Source organism: Bacillus sp. FSL K6-2869, assembly GCF_040869405.1.
Lineage (GTDB): Bacteria > Bacillota > Bacilli > Bacillales > Bacillaceae > Bacillus > Bacillus altitudinis.
The window spans coordinates 3,344,820-3,361,993 of sequence record NZ_CP152035.1; the positions used below are offsets into that span (position 1 = coordinate 3,344,820).

16 protein-coding genes are annotated in these 17,174 nt (G+C 42.6%); 7 read left to right on the plus strand and 9 right to left on the minus strand.

Annotated features, from left to right (window positions below; translation table 11 throughout):
* Positions 1-36 precede the first annotated feature (36 nt).
* The 3 genes from MHI58_RS17290 to MHI58_RS17300 form a co-directional block, all read right to left on the minus strand.
* On the minus strand, positions 37-645 hold the full coding sequence (locus tag MHI58_RS17290; RefSeq protein WP_041507869.1) for a bifunctional 4-hydroxy-2-oxoglutarate aldolase/2-dehydro-3-deoxy-phosphogluconate aldolase: 609 nt from the start codon (positions 643-645) through the stop codon (positions 37-39).
* The gene (locus MHI58_RS17295) at positions 617-1,633 is read right to left on the minus strand and encodes a sugar kinase (RefSeq protein WP_082055540.1); all 1,017 of its coding nucleotides are present in this window, start codon (positions 1,631-1,633) and stop codon (positions 617-619) included. The genes MHI58_RS17290 and MHI58_RS17295 overlap by 29 nt, the downstream gene beginning before the upstream one ends.
* Positions 1,634-1,719: 86 nt before the next feature.
* A complete protein-coding gene (locus tag MHI58_RS17300) occupies positions 1,720-2,730 on the minus strand; it encodes a LacI family DNA-binding transcriptional regulator (protein ID WP_045033960.1) in 1,011 nt (336 codons plus the stop codon).
* A gap of 257 nt (positions 2,731-2,987) precedes the next feature.
* On the opposite strand from MHI58_RS17300, the gene kduI reads away from it, so the two are divergent.
* The 5 genes from kduI to MHI58_RS17325 all read left to right on the plus strand — a co-directional run bounded on the left by kduI (position 2,988) and on the right by MHI58_RS17325 (position 8,410).
* On the plus strand, positions 2,988-3,815 hold the full coding sequence (kduI, locus tag MHI58_RS17305) for a 5-dehydro-4-deoxy-D-glucuronate isomerase (RefSeq protein WP_017368169.1): 828 nt from the start codon (positions 2,988-2,990) through the stop codon (positions 3,813-3,815).
* A 4-nt stretch (positions 3,816-3,819) separates the two neighbouring features.
* Complete coding sequence (gene kduD / locus MHI58_RS17310; RefSeq protein WP_045033959.1) at positions 3,820-4,593, plus strand: 2-dehydro-3-deoxy-D-gluconate 5-dehydrogenase KduD; 774 nt, start codon at positions 3,820-3,822, stop codon at positions 4,591-4,593.
* Between the two features lie 104 nt (positions 4,594-4,697).
* Positions 4,698-6,164, plus strand: a complete 1,467-nt coding sequence (locus tag MHI58_RS17315) for a spore germination protein (RefSeq protein ID WP_045033958.1) — start codon at positions 4,698-4,700, stop codon at positions 6,162-6,164.
* Positions 6,165-6,167: 3 nt separating this feature from the next.
* A complete protein-coding gene (locus MHI58_RS17320) occupies positions 6,168-7,268 on the plus strand; it encodes a GerAB/ArcD/ProY family transporter (RefSeq protein ID WP_045033957.1) in 1,101 nt (366 codons plus the stop codon).
* On the plus strand, positions 7,265-8,410 hold the full coding sequence (locus MHI58_RS17325) for a Ger(x)C family spore germination protein (RefSeq protein ID WP_045033956.1): 1,146 nt from the start codon (positions 7,265-7,267) through the stop codon (positions 8,408-8,410). The genes MHI58_RS17320 and MHI58_RS17325 overlap by 4 nt, the downstream gene beginning before the upstream one ends.
* Positions 8,411-8,614: 204 nt before the next feature.
* Here MHI58_RS17325 and MHI58_RS17330 read toward each other — a convergent pair whose 3' ends face one another.
* Positions 8,615-10,012: a bifunctional glycosyltransferase family 2 protein/class I SAM-dependent methyltransferase gene (locus MHI58_RS17330; protein ID WP_045033955.1), complete on the minus strand. Its 1,398-nt coding sequence runs from the start codon at positions 10,010-10,012 to the stop codon at positions 8,615-8,617.
* Between the two features lie 136 nt (positions 10,013-10,148).
* On the minus strand, positions 10,149-11,513 hold the full coding sequence (locus tag MHI58_RS17335; RefSeq protein WP_089374136.1) for a sugar porter family MFS transporter: 1,365 nt from the start codon (positions 11,511-11,513) through the stop codon (positions 10,149-10,151).
* 271 nt (positions 11,514-11,784) lie between these two features.
* On the opposite strand from MHI58_RS17335, the gene MHI58_RS17340 reads away from it, so the two are divergent.
* Positions 11,785-12,750, plus strand: coding sequence for an LCP family protein (locus tag MHI58_RS17340; protein ID WP_035389731.1), 966 nt, complete (start codon positions 11,785-11,787; stop codon positions 12,748-12,750).
* A gap of 348 nt (positions 12,751-13,098) precedes the next feature.
* Entirely contained in the window at positions 13,099-13,980 is an 882-nt protein-coding gene (locus MHI58_RS17345; protein WP_173408353.1) for a Cof-type HAD-IIB family hydrolase, read from the plus strand.
* 56 nt (positions 13,981-14,036) lie between these two features.
* Here the strand turns inward: MHI58_RS17345 and MHI58_RS17350 are convergent, their stop codons facing one another.
* The 4 genes from MHI58_RS17350 to pgsC all read right to left on the minus strand — a co-directional run bounded on the left by MHI58_RS17350 (position 14,037) and on the right by pgsC (position 17,168).
* Positions 14,037-15,260, minus strand: a complete 1,224-nt coding sequence (locus MHI58_RS17350) for a C40 family peptidase (RefSeq protein ID WP_041507879.1) — start codon at positions 15,258-15,260, stop codon at positions 14,037-14,039.
* 106 nt (positions 15,261-15,366) lie between these two features.
* Positions 15,367-15,537: a hypothetical protein gene (locus tag MHI58_RS17355; RefSeq protein WP_008343253.1), complete on the minus strand. Its 171-nt coding sequence runs from the start codon at positions 15,535-15,537 to the stop codon at positions 15,367-15,369.
* Positions 15,534-16,700, minus strand: coding sequence for a CapA family protein (locus MHI58_RS17360; RefSeq protein ID WP_017360004.1), 1,167 nt, complete (start codon positions 16,698-16,700; stop codon positions 15,534-15,536). The genes MHI58_RS17355 and MHI58_RS17360 overlap by 4 nt, the downstream gene beginning before the upstream one ends.
* 18 nt (positions 16,701-16,718) lie before the next feature.
* Entirely contained in the window at positions 16,719-17,168 is a 450-nt protein-coding gene (pgsC, locus tag MHI58_RS17365; protein WP_007497520.1) for a poly-gamma-glutamate biosynthesis protein PgsC, read from the minus strand.
* Positions 17,169-17,174 lie beyond the last annotated feature (6 nt).

A 17,174-nucleotide genomic window follows, 5' to 3' on the forward strand; every position in this document is an offset into this window, starting at 1 on the left:
AACAACCGGCAGTCATCAGCCGGTTGTTTATGTGAACTACATGATGGTGGAAGAAAGAACAGCCTGTAATTCTTCTGCTGTACTGCTTTCAAGCTGGCTGCCGACACCTACTGCCACGGCTCCTGCTTCAAGCCACTTTGGCACATCGACTGGATGAATGCCTCCTGTTGGGATGAACTCAATCTCTGGAAACGGACCTTGCAAATTTTTCATATAGGACAAACCGAAGGAGCCGCTCGGAAAAAGCTTTAACACGCTGTATCCATTTGCTTTTGCCTGCATAATTTCACTCGGGGTCAAAACACCTGGAACGTAGAGTGTATCGTGAAAAGATAGGTGCTCTCCGATGACAGGAAGATATCCAGGGCTGACGATGAATTGAGAGCCGGCTTCAATGGCTGATTGTGCCTGCTCAAGCGTTGTAATCGTTCCGGCTCCGACAATCAAGTCTTGGTCATGCTGGAAAGATGCAATGATCCGCTCTGCATTGGGCGTGGTATATGTCACTTCGATGGCCCGCACCCCTTTTTTCTTTAAACGACCAATCATCTCTATCCCGTCTGCTTCACTACCTGCTCTGACCACCGCAATGAGTTTACAAGCTGCGAGCTTCTCTTTAACGCTCATACTTGCTGACTTTCCCATACCTCTCATCTCCCTTCATATCGTGTCGCCTTTGATATCGTTTGGCTTCTTTTATAAATGCCTGAAGCTCTTCCCGAGTCGGCAGTCCCTCGTGATCTCCTGGGGACATGACTGCAAGTGCTCCAATGGCATTGCCTCTTGTCACCGCTTTTTCATATGATAAACCGTCCAACAGACCGCTCATCACTCCCACTGCAAATCCATCACCAGCTCCGACTGTATCCACGACATGAGACACATGGAAACCATCCACTACACCTTGGCCGGATGCACTTTTGAAATAGGCTCCTTCCGCTCCCAGTTTAATGACCACAAGCTTGACGCCTTTTTGTAAATAAATATCCGCAATCGCTTCCGGCTCATGACATCCTGTGAGTCTTTGACCTTCTGCAAGCCCTGGGAAAAACCAATCTACTTGAGCAGCCATCTGGTTTACCGTATGAATCATGTCTTCTTCCTCTTCCCATAGTTGAAGTCTAAGGTTCGGGTCAAAAGAAATGGTTTTTCCTGCTTTCTTCATTTCTTTAAGGGCATGAAAAGAAAACGCTCTCATTTCACTAGACACAGCAGGCGGGATTCCGGTCATATGAAGATGTCCTGCCTTCTGAAAATAAGTGGACGGGAAATCGCTTGGGTTCAATGTGCTCGCAGCAGAGCCTTTTCTGTAATACGTCACATCAGGGTCTCCATCGATGACTTTTGACTTCAGCAATATCCCTGTTTTGGCCCCATCATTTGAACGGAGCACTGCCTTCGTATCGACCCCTTCTTTTTGAAGCTCTTCTAAAATAAATGTACCAAGTGAGTCCGCCCCGACCTTGCTCATCCAGCCTACGCTAAAGCCTAATCTTGCCAAGCCGACCGCAACATTACTCTCTGCACCAGCAAGTGCTTTTTGAAACGTATGCACTTGGTGAAGCTCGCCAATTTCTTTTGCATAAAACATCGCCATTGATTCCCCAAATGTGATCACATCCAATGCTTTCACTCATTTCTCCCCTTTCTTGGTACCGGTTTCAAAACAGTTGAAAAAGAGAGAGCATGCACGTATGTATACTCTTCTCTGCCTAACGTTTATAAAGATTTTCTCACAATGATTTCTCCATCAAGTTGAATGGTCTGGGGTGCACTCTTATCCCCTTCAAGACGCGTCTTGATTTTTTGCATCGCCGCTTTCCCCATCTCATGAGATGGCTGCGCCACCGTAGTGATGCCTGGCCCGATCAGCTTATACCATTCTGTATCATCAAATCCGGCAATGCCTATCTCCTCAGGAATCTTCACCCCAAGATCGACGAGTTCACTGATGAGCTTCAGCATGAGTAATCCATTGCCTGCTAAAATCGCTTTTTTCTGATGGTTTGATTGTAAAAAACGACAAATCTCATCTCGCATTTGTTCCTTTTGCTTCAAATTGATTTCTGCAATCATAGGTTTCTTATGTTGACTCATCGCCGTCTGTTCATAGGCTTCTTTTCGTTCTTCACGAGGACTAATCCCATCGACCGGCTCAGTAAAGAAAGCGATGTGTTCGTAGCCTTTTTCATACATTTGATGAAGTAGACGAGCCGTGATGTCACGGTTATTCGTTGTGACGGTATCGACCTTGAGTTCAGGTAACTTACGGTCAACAAGAACAATCGGTACACCGTTTTGCTTAAAGTCTTGCAAAATGTCATTGTTTTGACCGGTCGTATTAATGATCAGCCCTTCAATATAATGCGCATTCAGCTTCAGAAGCATTTCTCGTTCTTTTTCTGGACGATTATCTGTGTTGCACACCATGATGCTGTATCCATATTCATCACAAATCTCTTCCACACCACGAAGTGTCGCAACAGAGAATGGATTCGTAATATCAGCCACAATAAAACCAATGACCTTGCTCTTTCTTACTTTCAATCCTTGGGCAAGCTGACTCGGACGGTAATGGAGCTCCTCAATGGCTTTTTTAATCTTTTTTACCTTTTCAGGAGAAATTTCATTTGTTCTGCCATTGATGTATCTGGATACCGTTGATTTTGAGACACCTGCATATGCTGCAACTTCGTTAATGGTGACTTTCGTTTGCTTTTTCTCTTTCATACAAAAAACTCCCAAGATCGATCTTCTCATTTTTTTCGAAACCGATTTCAAATAAACTTAAAAAAAGCATACCACAAGTTGAACTGTATCAGAAGATTTTTTTCATGAACATGAAGAAAAAAAGCTTTTATACAATTAAAGAAAGCGATTTCAAATTAATGGTTGACGCCGCCCTCTTTTTCCTCTAGAATTTTCCTTGAAACCGATACCAAATAAAACAATCATATGTTTCAGATGGAAAGGGAGGCTTATCTCAAATGGAAAATCGTTATGCTGTACATCCTGAGCAGGTCAAGCGTTTTACAACAGAGGAACTTCGTCGTCATTTTCATATTCCGACACTCTTTGTCAGTGGTGAATTGAAGCTATATTATTCGCATGAGGACCGTGTGGTGATTGGCGGTGTTATGCCGACATCAGAACCGATCAAGCTAGATGCCGGCGACTTTTTACGTACAGAATATTTCCTTGAAAGACGGGAAATTGGCATTGTGAATGTCGGCGGCCAAGGTACGGTTACAGTCGATGGTGAGTCATTTGTGCTGGAGCATAAAGATTTCTTATATATTGGACTTGGACACGAACATGTACAGTTTGCTAGTTCATCAGGTGAGCAGGCCAAATTTTATCTTGTGTCAGCCACCGCTCATAGAGCGTATCCGACACAAAAGGCTGCGATTGCTGAATTAACACCGAATCATTTAGGGGAAGCATCCGCCTCGAACGTACGGAATCTGTATCAGGTCATTCATGCAGACGGCATCCAAAGCTGCCAGCTTATGATGGGCATCACTCAGCTTGAAACCAATAACACATGGAACACGATGCCTGCTCATATACATGACCGGCGGATGGAAGTGTACTTATATCTTGATATAGAGGAAGACGCACGTGTCTTTCATTTTATGGGGGAGCCATCTGAAACGAGACATCTCGTTGTGGCAAATGAAGAAGCCGTCATCTCACCTGCCTGGTCCATTCATTCAGGCTCAGGTACCGCAAATTATTCATTTATTTGGGCAATGGCGGGAGAAAACTATACGTTTAAAGATATGGACTTTGTCCCGATGGACCAGCTGAGGTAATGAGATGACGACGACATCATATGTAGCGTCCCTCTTTTCCCTCGAAGGCAAAACAGCTCTTGTCACAGGTCCTGGAACTGGTATTGGGCAAGGTATTGCCGTAGCGCTTGCCCGTTCAGGTGCAGATATCATCGGCACCTACCACCATACGCCGCTTGATGAAACAAAAGAACTTGTCGAACAGACCGGCAGATCATTTCATGCGATTCAAGTAGACTTTTCAGATCCTAAGTCCGCAAAGCGGGATGTTGATGCCCTTTTAAAGCAGCATACAATTGATATTTTGATCAATAATGCTGGGACCATTAAAAGAGAAGAGGCCGCTCAATATTCAGAAGAAAACTGGCATACTGTAATGGATGTGAATATCAACAGTCTCTTTTTCCTCACGCAAAAGGTCGGACAGCAGATGCTGAATAAAGGGCAAGGGAAAATCGTCAATATCGCTTCCCTTCTATCATTTCAAGGCGGTGTCTTTGTTCCCGCTTATACAGCAAGTAAGCATGCTGTCGCAGGTTTGACGAAAGCTTTTGCAAATGAATGGGCAAGTCAGCATATTCAGGTCAATGCGATCGCGCCTGGTTATATTGCAACCAATAACACGCAAGCCATTCGTGACGATGCGAACCGGAATGAAGAGATTCTGAAACGAATCCCCGCTGGACGCTGGGGACGGCCTGAAGATCTAGCAGGTGCCGCCGTCTTTCTCAGCTCCACTGCCTCTGATTATATGAACGGTCATATTTTAGCCGTAGATGGCGGCTGGCTGGCGAGATAAACATGTGAAGAGAATTCCTATTTTAGGGGATTCTCTTTTTTCTATTTGCATAATTCTTCTCCTTCCGAGTCACTCTATAAAAAAAGACATGAGGGTGAGGTATTATGAAAAGTCGTATTGAACAAGATATAGAGTCCGTCATTCAGCGTGTCAAAAGCTTTGCCGGCAAAAGTGATGATATCGTGTTCCACTCTTTTTCATTTGGTCCTTCCGCTGTCTCTGCATGTCTCGTGTACGTTGAAGGACTCACAGAATTTGAGATGCTTTCCAAACAAATCATTTCACCTATGCAAAAGGAACTGACCATCACTGAGGTCGACCACACCACACTTTCTTCCCTTTCTAAAACGTTCTTTGGCATTCAAAATGATGTGCTGGAAGATATGAACCTTGCCATCGAGCAGTTATACAGCGGCAGGGCTATTTTATTTGTGGATAGGGCCACTCAAGCGCTTGCGCTCCATACGAATCTTTTTCAATTTAGAGAAGTAGAGGAGCCGCAATCAGAAGTCCTTGTAAGAGGACCCCGGATTGGATTTATTGAAAATCTCGAAAAAAACACGGCATTGCTTCGTGAACGGGCAAACGACCCGAACCTTGTCATTCAAAAGGTGAACATAGGTACTCGTAACAAGAAATCTGCTGCTCTTGTGTATGTTCGTGATATCGCAGACCCCAAATTAGTAGATGATGTACTCTCTCGCATGAAGCAAATCAAAATGGATGATATCCCTGAGACCGGCTACATAGAACAGCTGATTGAAGACAGTCATATTTCTATTTTTCCGCAGATTCAAAATACAGAACGTCCTGATCGGGTGATTGCCTCTGTGCTCGAAGGAAAGGTGTCTATTTTGCTCGATGGGACGCCATTTGCCCTCATTATGCCGATGACACTTACTGCTTTGATGCAATCACCGGAGGATTATTATCAAAGATGGACAAGTGCGACTCTTTTGCGTTTACTCCGTTATATTGCCGTACTTTTGACGATATTTTTACCGGGGCTCTATATCGCCCTTGTTTCCTATCACCCTGGTTTATTACCAACACGAATGGCACTTACCATCGCAGGCAGCCGGCAAAATGTACCCTTTCCTCCTGTAGTGGAAGCCATTTTGATGTCGTTTACGATTGAACTGCTGCGGGAAGCTGGACTTCGTCTCCCTAGGGCGATTGGGCAGACGATTGGACTGATTGGCGGCGTCATTATTGGACAGGCGGCTGTCCAAGCCAATATTGTCAGTGCCTTAATGGTCATTATTGTGTCTCTGACGGCACTAGCCGATTTCACTGCTCCATCATATGATTTCAGCTTTCCCTTACGCATCCTGCGGTTTATGGCCATCTTCAGTTCAGCCATGTTTGGATTATATGGCTTAATCATGTGTTATTTATTTGTACTTTGTCACTTGATGCAGCTAAAGACCTTTGGTTTTGACTATTTCACACCTGTTTTGTCTTCACCGTTTTCAGATTTAAAAGATATGTACGTTCGTTTACCAATAGGGCTATTTAAATCGAGACCGAAAACAGCCAAGACAAAAAATCTCAAAAGACAAGGAGAGTAAACGATGTACAGAGCTGAGAAGCTATCATTGTTACAAGTCACCATTCTGTGCAGTTCTACAATGATAGGCGCTGGAATTTTAACCATTCCACGCAGTTCTGCCAATTCAGGATTCCCTGATGGCTGGATCATTGTATTAATACAGGGAGTCATCTTTGCTTTCGTTGCTTTTTTGCTAGGTTGGATTGCTGAGAAGAATGCGCCGGATACCATTTTTGAATCGAATACAAAAGGAGCCGGTGCCTTCTTTGGCACGATCTTTAATTTGATGCTGGTCGGTTATTTACTAGCCATTGTAGGCTTTGAAGCTCGTGTACTTGGGGAAGTGGTTCAGTTTTTCCTGCTGCAATCGACCCCCATGACCGTGATTGTGATGATTTTTTTACTCGTAGCGATTTATCATTTAAAAAGCGGTATTTTTCCAGTAGTGAAGATGGTGACATACATTTATCCGATCACCATGGTCATTTATATTGGCCTCATGCTGTTTTGTCTAAAAATATTTGATTTTGATTATTTACGCCCTGTCATGGCGCACGGCTTTAAAGATTTTAGTAATTTGTTCTCTCAAACATTTATTCAATTTACTGGCTTTGAAGTCATTTTGTTTGTTGTACCGCTCATCTATAAAGACAAATGGTCAAAAGCGAAATGGGCGGCAGCAATCGGTGTTGGAATGACCTCACTTATTTACTCCCTCACGCTCTTTATTGTGATTGGGTCCATGACGGTTGGAGAAACGATGTCACTCACATGGCCCACCGTTTCACTCATTCAAGCGCTAGAACTTGAAGGGGTTTTTATTGAACGATTCGATATTTTCTTACTGACGATTTGGACATGCCAGCAGTTTATTTGTATGCTTGGTTTTTTCCAATTTGCCATTAAAGGCTGTCAAACGGTCTTTAAGACGACCAATATCACAAGGTTGCTATGGCTGCTGTTTTTCTTAACCTCTGCCCTATCTCTTTTTCCAAGTAATCTCAATGAAGTCTTTTACTACTCGACTTTACTCGGTTATGCGTTGTTCGCTGTTTTAGCCATTCCTTTTATAACAGCTATTCTGCTCATGATACGTAAAAAATGGGGAGGTCGTTCTGCATGAAAAGGCGGCGTTTATTTCTAATCTTTCTGTCTTGCTGTCTTTTGCTTTTATCGACAGGCTGCTGGGACTTAAAGGATATTGAGAAATTATCGTTTGTGCGCGGTGTTGGCATTGACGAGGAAGATGATAACGGAGTCAAACTCACCTATCAAAACCTTGTCCCTAAAATGGGCGGAACACAAGAAGCAGACTCCCCTGGCTATGTGAATGTCGTCTCAAAGGGGAAAAATGTACTGGAAGCAGTCAGCAATGTCGCTTTGAAGGACCCGCCGATTTACAGTGATCACCTCAAAATCTTTTTGTTTGGCAAAAATCAAGCCGAGCATCATGATATTCAAGGAACACTCAACCACTTTATACGAGATGATGAGGTTCGAAGAAGCAGCTACCTCTTAGTGTCACGCCATGAGGCATCAAAAGTCATCAATCAAAAATTAAAATCACAACAAAAGGTGCCAGTTGAGCATATTTTTGAAACATCAAAAAACCGGAGCTTTAACGGGAAGATTTTACTGCCAACACGTATTGGCCGAGCGTCGGATTACTTTCAGATGGGTACAAGCTTTCTTGTCCAAAGTGTGGATGTCGTAAACGGAGAACTCACCTATGATGGTGCAGGCATTATCCATGGAAAAACACGAAAGCTGATAGGGTTCATTCCAGCAAAAGATGTCCAATCTTTAAACTGGGTCATGAATCGCATCTCAGGCGGAGTCGTACCCGCCACCTACAAAGGCTTTCCGATTACGTATGAAATCAAGAAAGCAAAGTCCAAGATTGAACCCTATCTGAAGAACGGAAAGATTTCCTTTAAAATTAGTGTACAAACAAACGGGAAACTATCAGAAGATCAATATCCCCCTGAAAACTCATACGATGAGCAATACATCAAACGATTTGAGCGCATTTTTGAACGCAAAATCAAAGAACGCATTCAAAAAGCTGTCCACCACATGCAAAAAGAAGTTGGTGTTGACCCGATCCTTTTAAATCGGCAGGTGCGCATCAAGTATCCAGACTTTTGGGATCAGCACCGTAATGAATGGGATACACTATTTCAAGAAGTAGACATTGCATATGACGTCAAAGTTAGCATTTTGAACTTTGGTGCAGAAGGCGCAACGAAAAGCTTTAAATGGTAGCACAAAAGGCGGTCATCCGCCTTAGATGGTTGACAAAGGGCTAAAATGAACTTTGTTTTAGCCCTTTGTCTTCTTTTCAGCGTGATAGAAAACCTTTGCAGTCTAGGAAGGACGAGTACCGGAGCGGAGCGAATGAAGGATTCGCGAGCACCGGCGCGCAGGACTGACAAAGAATGCGAGGGTTTGCCTACACGCTGAGGCGGATTACCCGGAGGGGGAACCGCCTTTTTTACGTGCAACGATCAAAAGCTGATAGAGCGTCACTTGATCAGATAATGCTTTTGTTTGAAAGCCAAGTGACTCTCCTACTCTCGCCACTTCGTCAAAAAACAATTGAACGTTTTGATCAATTGGCACATTGATCGGCTGTTCAATCACGCGATGAAATAAATGGTCTGGAAAGAGCGCCCGCATTGTGTTTGGTGTGAAAAATCTCATATGTGTTCGATCTAAAATCCCCACATCTTGATACGTAAAATCACCTGCCAATAAAGGCAGCAGTACTTCCGCATGCATCATATTAGGTAAGCAGCAAATGATCACGCCTCCTGGTTTTAAAGACGCATGCGCTTGAGCAATCATCTGCCATGGGTCTGACACATGCTCTAACACATCAGAAAAGATCACAGCATCAAAAAAAGCTTCTTTCTCTGACCAAGGATACGCCTCCGCTTTTGTCTCAATCACTTCTTTGTAATACGCCTTTGCTATCTCTGCTTTTAATGCATCCGCCTCTACTCCGTACATGTCAACAGACTGCCGGTTGATCAGTTCAAGTCCTGTCGCCCCAGCACCGCAGCCAACATCCAGCACACATCCGGCATCCTCAGGGAGCAGTGCTGCAAAATATGGATGGGGCGTTATCAGATTTAAATCAATGCCCCATTTATCTAAAAAACGAAGCCTGTTCTCCGCAAACAATGTAGAGATGTTCGTTTCTTCATTGGCATTGAAGGTAGCATGACCGTGATGATGCACAAAAGAATCATGGACGATTTGCAGCTGGTACCCCTTCAGCAATGAGCGCAGACAAAGGTCATCATCCTCAAATGATCCATATACAAACCGCTCATCAAATAACCCTACATCCTCGATCAGCTCTCTTTTGACCAGCAAACAAAAACCAACAAGTCTGTGCACATATGTTCTTTGACCTTTTCTCGAAGCCGTATATGCCTTCGCAAAGGCAGGAAGCTCCTTCACATCTGTGTAAGATGGCTGAACGAGCTGAGGACCACTCACATAATTGGAGACAGGGCCTACCATGCCAATACGATCTGATGCAAAAAGGGCTTCTCTTAAAGGCAAAAGCCAGTTTTCGGTCACAATCGTGTCGTTATTTAAAAAAAGAAGACTATCTCCTGTTGCCTTTTTCGCCCCTTGGTTACAGCCCTTGGCAAAGCCTTGATTCTTCTCGTTGTCAATCAACACGACATCTTCCAGTTGTCTCACATATTCCTTTGTTCCGTCTGATGAAGCATTATCCACGATAATGAGTTCATATTCATCACGCCGAGTATGCTTCTTGATACTGTCGATACATTTTTTCGTTAGGTGCAGTTCATTGTACGTCAGCATCACAATGCTCGTTTTTCCTTTCATCTCATTTCCACCTTTCGCCCGCCTGTTCCATATGTATGTCATAGGCAGCACGTTCAGAAGATGAGTGATTGTCCTTTCTTGATTAAACGTTTGTTTAACAAAGGAAGACCAGCTGCCTCATGCAGCTGGTCTTTTTTCATACCGTTTCCCCTTCGTCATTCACGACGGCACGGTTTCTCTTTTTTAAATCTTCTTCAATCTCTTCAAGACTTTTCCCTTTCGTTTCTGTGACTAAATATTTCACAAATAAGAAGGCACCTATGCCGATGGCTGCATAAATAAGGAAAAGGTTACTGATGCCAATTGCACTTAACAAGGTTGGGAATGTGAGCGAGATGATCAAATTCCCTGTATGCAGTAGGAAGGTCGATACCCCCGTACCGATTCCCCGGACATGTACTGGGAACAGCTCCGGCAGCATCACCCATACGACCGGGCCCCAGCTGACAGCAAAAATGACGATGAAAAGTCCTAAACATATAATCGTCGTCCACCCTGCAGCTGTTGATCCCTCGAAAAAACGATTGACCACTGCTAGAACAATCAAACTAAGGACCATCCCTACATTTCCAAATAGGAGTAACGCTTTCCGCCCGACACGATCAATGATTTTAATCGCAACAAACGTCATGACAACATTGACTGCACCAATTCCTACAGTTCCTAAAATGGCTGCTGAATCGCCAAAGCCGACACTTGTGAATGTTTTTGGTGCATAATAAATGATCGTATTTGTCCCAATAAACTGCTGTAAAAAGGCTAAACCGACACCAGCAATTAAAGCGGGGCGCACCCATGGTTCGAGTAATTCCTTAAGACCGCCTTTTTCTTCACTTTCTGCTTTTTGAATATCCGCAATTTCGTCTTCAACTTCTTGCTTGCTTTGTCTAAGTTTTGACAATATTTCTTTCGCCCGGTCCGCCTGTCCTTGGACAAACAGCCAGCGAGGACTTTCTGGCATAAACAAAATACCACATAACAAGAGGACAGAAGGAACAACGGCAATTCCAAGCATCAGACGCCATGCCTCTGCATCCGCTAAAACGTAGTTCACAATATAGGCAAGAAGAATACCAAATGTGATCATGAGTTGGTTTAATGAGGAAAGTGCCCCTCTTGATTCCTTTGGCGCAAGTTCAGATAAATACAATGGAACTATCGTCGTCGAGCATCCGACAGCAAGTCCTAGCACGATTCGGAATAAGACCATGACCTCCGTATTCGGTGCAAGGGCTGTTCCAAATCCGCCGATAATAAATAAAATGGCTGCGGCGATAATCGCTTTTTTCCGTCCGAATTGATCTGTCAGTTTTCCAGAAAGAGAAGACCCGAGCATCGCCCCGATTAAAATCGAGCTGACTACAAGTCCCTCTGTAAATGCATTTAAACCTAAATCCTCTTTCATAAATAAGATAGCGCCAGAAATGACACCTGTATCGTAACCATATAAGGCGCCGCCAAGTGCGCCGAAGAAATAAAGCCACCCATTCCGATTTTTCATGATCATAACCCCTCTTTTATCTATGTAATGACTGGATGTTTCTCTATGAAAAATCATTTTCCTCACTTCCTGTCATTTCAAACATTTCGATGTTTTATGACAAATATATTTCATTTGCGTATCATTGAAACTTTTTTAGATAAGGAAACGTCAATTAAGCGTTAGTGAAAAAAATGTCGCACTATATCCCGTTTTAAGGTATATTTGTTTTAGTTTGTAAGCATAAAAGAAGGACATCTTTACTATAAAATCATAGCGAGGGTTTAAATATATGGATCAAACAAGAAGTAAACGCAAAGGCAAAAAGCGTTTAAAACCATGGGTGAAAGTCACTCTTTTTATTTTTGGTATTCTTTTACTGACAACCGCTTCTGTTACCGGCTATGCCTACTATAAAGTGACAACAGCTGCGAAAAAAGCACAAGTCTCTCTAGACCGCGGTGCACAATCTGTCAAACGGATTGAAGCATTTGATCCTGGGAAAGACAGCTTTTCTGTCTTGCTACTTGGCATTGACAGCAGACCAGGCGAAACCGTCAAACAAGCACGAAGCGATGCAATGGTATTAGCGACAGTAAATCGTACGAATAAAACCGTGAAATTATTAAGTATTCCAAGGGACTCATATGTTAATATTCCAGGTCATGGTTATGACAAAATTACACATGCACACGCATTTGGTGATGCAGACCTCACGGTGAGTACAGTTGAGAATTTACTAGATATCCCTGTCGACTTTGTGATTGAAAGTAATTTCAAAGCGTTTAAGGAAATTGTGAACGAATTAAACGGTGTTTCCGTTAACATTAAAGATGAATATGTTGTGAAACAGATTCTTAAAGATACAAAGGGCAAAGTTCAGCTGCAAACGGGTACTCACACACTAGATGGTAATCAAGCTCTCGCTTATGTGAGAACAAGAAAAGCAGACAGTGATCTCATGCGTGGACAGCGTCAAATGGAAGTATTAAAAGCCATTTTCGATAAATCAAAATCAGTAACGTCTATTCCGTCTTATGACAATATCATAGATACTCTAGGCGATAACGTCTCAACTAACCTGTCAATGAAAGAACTAGTCGGTCTTTTCCCACTACTCACTTCATTGAAATCTGTTGATACGATTCAACTAAAAGGATCTGATTACCAGCCAAATGGCGTTTATTATTACCAATTGGATCAAAACCAACTGAACGAAGTCAAAACGGAATTAAAGAAACAGCTTGAATTATCATAAAAACTGAAAGCGTCCTTTTGGGCGCTTTTTATGTGTTGAAAAAGGTGTTTGCGCTTTTTCTTCTTTTCAGCGTGATAGAAAACCTTTGCAGTCTAGGAAGGACGAGCACCGGAGCAGAGCGAATTTGACATTCGTGAGAACCAGCACGCAGGACTGACAAAGAATGCGAGGGTTTGTCTACACGCTAAAAGCGTCCTTTTGGGCGCTTTTTCTTATATCCTTGATCAATTGACCATTTTTGTTTAGCCTTAAAGAGAGGAATCCACAATCCGACTCTTTCATGAGAATGAAGGAAATCGTACATACTTTGAAGAGGCTATTGCATGAATGAAGGAGGATATAACAGCAATGAAAAAAATGATTGCGATTGATTTAGACGGTACACTCTTAAATACGAAAAGTGAAATATCCGCTCAAAACCGGCAAGCATTGATTCGTGCGAAGGAAGCTGGATATATTGTGACCATTTGTACAGGGCGCGCGACTTTTGATGTAAAAGAGCTTCTTGGGGATTTGGACATTCCCATTATTGCGGCAAACGGAGGAACTGTCCATACAGAAGGGTACAAGCTCTTCAGCAGAATCACCCTTGATCAAGAAGCTGGAAGACGTGCTGCAAAGGAATTAGTGGAACGGAACATTTATTTCGAGGTCTATACAGACGATGCCCTCCTTTCCCCATTTGATGGAAAAGAAAAGCTTAAAGCTGAATTTGATATGATCAAAAGTGCCAATCCTCATGAGGATGTAGCTGATTTATGGGAAGGGGCGATGACTCAATTTAAACAGTTTGGCATCAAACCTGTCGATGACATCCGTCAAATTTTCGAGTCGAATGAACCAACTTATAAATTACTATGCTTCTCCTTTGATATGAATAAGCTGCAAGAAGCACGAGATCTTCTTTCTAAGATGCCTGAGCTCTCCTTGACCTCATCTGGAGAACATATCATTGAGGTACTGCCAAAAGAGTCAGGTAAAGGACATGCCCTCAAAAAACTTGCAGCCCATTATGGCGTAGACCGATCCGATATTTATGCGATCGGTGACAGCCCCAATGATCTATCCATGTTCGATGAAGCAGGACACAGGATAGCGATGGGGAATGCGGTGGATGTCATTAAAGAAAAAAGCACCTATATCACAAAAGGCAATCATGAAGATGGCGTCGCCTATTTTATTGATCTGCTTTTGCAGAATCAATTTCAAGAAAAAAAGACGCTTGTCTGATCAGCGCCTAGTGAGAAGTCGAGAAGTCCGATCCGAGCATTGATCGGGCTTTTTCTTTATTTTTTGATTCTAACAGCCGTCTCATATTTATCCTTCCAATACGTACTTGTTTTCATATTGGTAATGACAACGCCATTTGAAACCGTCACATGAATGACTTGATTTGAACCAGCATAAATGGCTGGCATCAACGAAGTCCCTTTAAAAAAGACAAGATCTCCTGGCTTTAGTTCCGATCGTTTCACAGGTGTACCTGCTTTAACTTGTCCCGGCGCATAGCGAGGCATATCAATTCCAAGCACTTCTTGATAGATATACTGCGTGAATCCTGCTGTATCAAAGCCTTGCCTTGGGCTCGCACCACCTTTTACATAAGGTACTTCTCCAATATACGTAGCGGCTTTTGATACGACTGGGTCTTCTTTCGCTAGTTTCAGCTCAGTTAATCGTTTCGCACCTGTCCATTTCTCACGCCAATACGATTCAGACAAATAAGAAATCGTCACACTTTCCGAACGGCTCGCATGAATAAAGCGGTCTCCTCCGATGTACATTCCTACATGTGAAATTCCTTTTTTATACGTGTTGCTAAAAAAAACAAAGTCTCCAGGTCGAATATCGTCTCGTGCTACTTTCTCTCCAACCATCCATTGCTGCTCAGCACTTCTTGGCAAATAAATCCCAAGTGATTTTTCAAACAAATATTGTAAAAAACCTGAACAATCGAATCCTACTTTTGGATCTGATGCCCCGAATACATAAGGGATTCCTAAATATTTCATCGCATCTTTCACCAGTTGATCATCCGACATCTCTTGGGAGACAGGCAGCCGTTTGACCGCATAGAACCGATCGGTCCAATATTTACTTTTGCTGACATCTGTTTTCACCACCCCTTGACTGAGTGTGATGTGGATCACTTGATCATTTCCAGCGTACAAAGCAACATGTGTCGGGATGTCTTTTGTTTCTTCAAGACTGCGAAAATAGACAAGGTCTCCGGGCTTCGCTTTTTCCCATGATACGTTTTCACCGATTTGGTATTGATCAATCACCTTTCGCGGCAAATCAAATGCACCTGTTGTTTTGTATACATATTGTATAAAGCCAGAAGCATCAAAGCCCGTTTTCGGATCGATTCCTCCTTTATGATAAGGCGTACCTATCAGCGTTTCCGCTTGTTTTAAAGGAGATGTTGTTTGAGCAGACACCTCTGTTTGAGACATAAACATGAGTCCTACAATGGCACATCCTCCAAGCAGTATTCCTTTCCATTTCATCCTCTCTTCCTCCTTTCTTTTATAGTTTCGACATGACCCCTTTCATTTTACACCTTTTTCCGTCAAAAAAGAGCACGCCTCGCGTGCTCTTTTCATCATCATTTCTTTATTTACTCGCTTCCGCTTTTGACTGCTTTTGCTGTTCAATTTTCTGCATTTCAACCGAGATCTTTTGTTTCTCATGATCTGTAAGGCTGTCACTAAATTTAAAAGCAGACATAAAGACAAAGACTAAAATTAACGCAACAAACGGCCAGCTTGCTTTAAGGAATTTCATTTTTTATCCTTCCCCTCGTTTTCTTTTAATGTTTGAACTTTATCAGAGTGATCGACTTCAAAGAAAATATGTCCGTCTTTTTCTTTCCAATCCGCATTCGTGCCATTTGTCAGCATACGGATAATCGATTTTGATTCAAGAGATCCTGCTTTGACTGGAGCAGGTGTCGCTTCTTTGATGTACATTGGAACCACTTCAAATGTCGCTTTTCCATCTTCATTCAGATGATACTGAACAATGGCAGAATCACGTGTTCTTGACCAGCCTTGGTCAAAAATAAAGTTCCCCAAGCTATAGAAAATCGCTGTTCCGTTATAGACTTCCATCGGCTCAAGAACGTGCGGGTGTGCACCGATAATGATATCAGCACCTGCCTTTGACATCGCTCTTGCCAGCTCTCTTTGTCTGTCGTTTACTTCATTGTTATATTCCTGTCCCCAGTGCGCATGAACAACAACGATATCTGCCTTTTCAGCAGCTTGTGAAATCATCGGAATAAAGATAGATGGATCAGCTGGTAGAATACCTGCCTTGCGATTTGTTGCTTTAAAATCTTTTCCATATACATCTGTAAAACCAAGGGTAGCGATTTTAACGCCATTCACTTCTTTGTATGAAATGTTCTGCTTCGCATCATTGACGTTGCGCCCTGCCCCTGTATAATCCATGTCAGCTTTTTCAAAGGCATCAATCGTGTTATTTAAGCCTTTTTCACCGTAGTCTGCTGCATGGTTATTCGCAAAGTTTAGTACAGAGAAATTCAAATCCTTTAACGCTTGTACAGAATCTTCATCTGTTTTCAAATGAATGTTCTTTTGTGCTGCCTGTTCCTTATCTGAAGCCACTGGATGCTCAAAATTCCCAGTTACATAATCTGATACATCAAAATACGGCTTCGCATAGCGGAACAGGTGCTGCTTTCCATAGCGGTCTGTTACTTTCTCTACATTTCTTCCAAACATAATATCTCCGACAAACGAAGCGGTCAGGATGTTTTCTGGATTCTTTTCTACAGTTGGTACTTGTGCTTTTCCGATAAATGTAAATAGAAATGTACAAGCAATGACAATCGGTAAAGCAATCAGTACGTGTTTATTCGTCTTTTTCTTTTGGTTCTTTGTGATTTTCAGCAGCTTTTCCTGAAAGCTCAATTTTTTATTCATCATTGGACACACCTTATCTTAAAATAGATAGTAAACATACATGATGGCAAATGTTGCACCACTTAGAAGTAATGTGCTTCCAAGGGTAATCGTAAGACCTTGCTTTTGAATCGTATTCGCAATCAATCCAGGCACGATGATTCCGATTCCGCGGAATTCTGCTATTTCAAACGGAACCACTGGATAGAAGAAATCAAATATGAGCTTTAAGGCAATTCCTGTAATCAGCATCGCCGCAAACTTTCTGCGTCCGTACAAAATCATAAATTTCGATAGACCAAAACGAACGATCACATATGTCAGCAAGCTGACAGATAAAACAACTAAAATGAAGACTGGCTGGTTAAAGACGAGTGCCAGATAACCTGGAACAACCAACCCAGCTGGTACGATTCCTGTTTTTTCTGCAAAGATTAAACTGAGTAGAACACCTAAAATTAACGAGATATAAAGATCTGATCCGAACATTTTCTA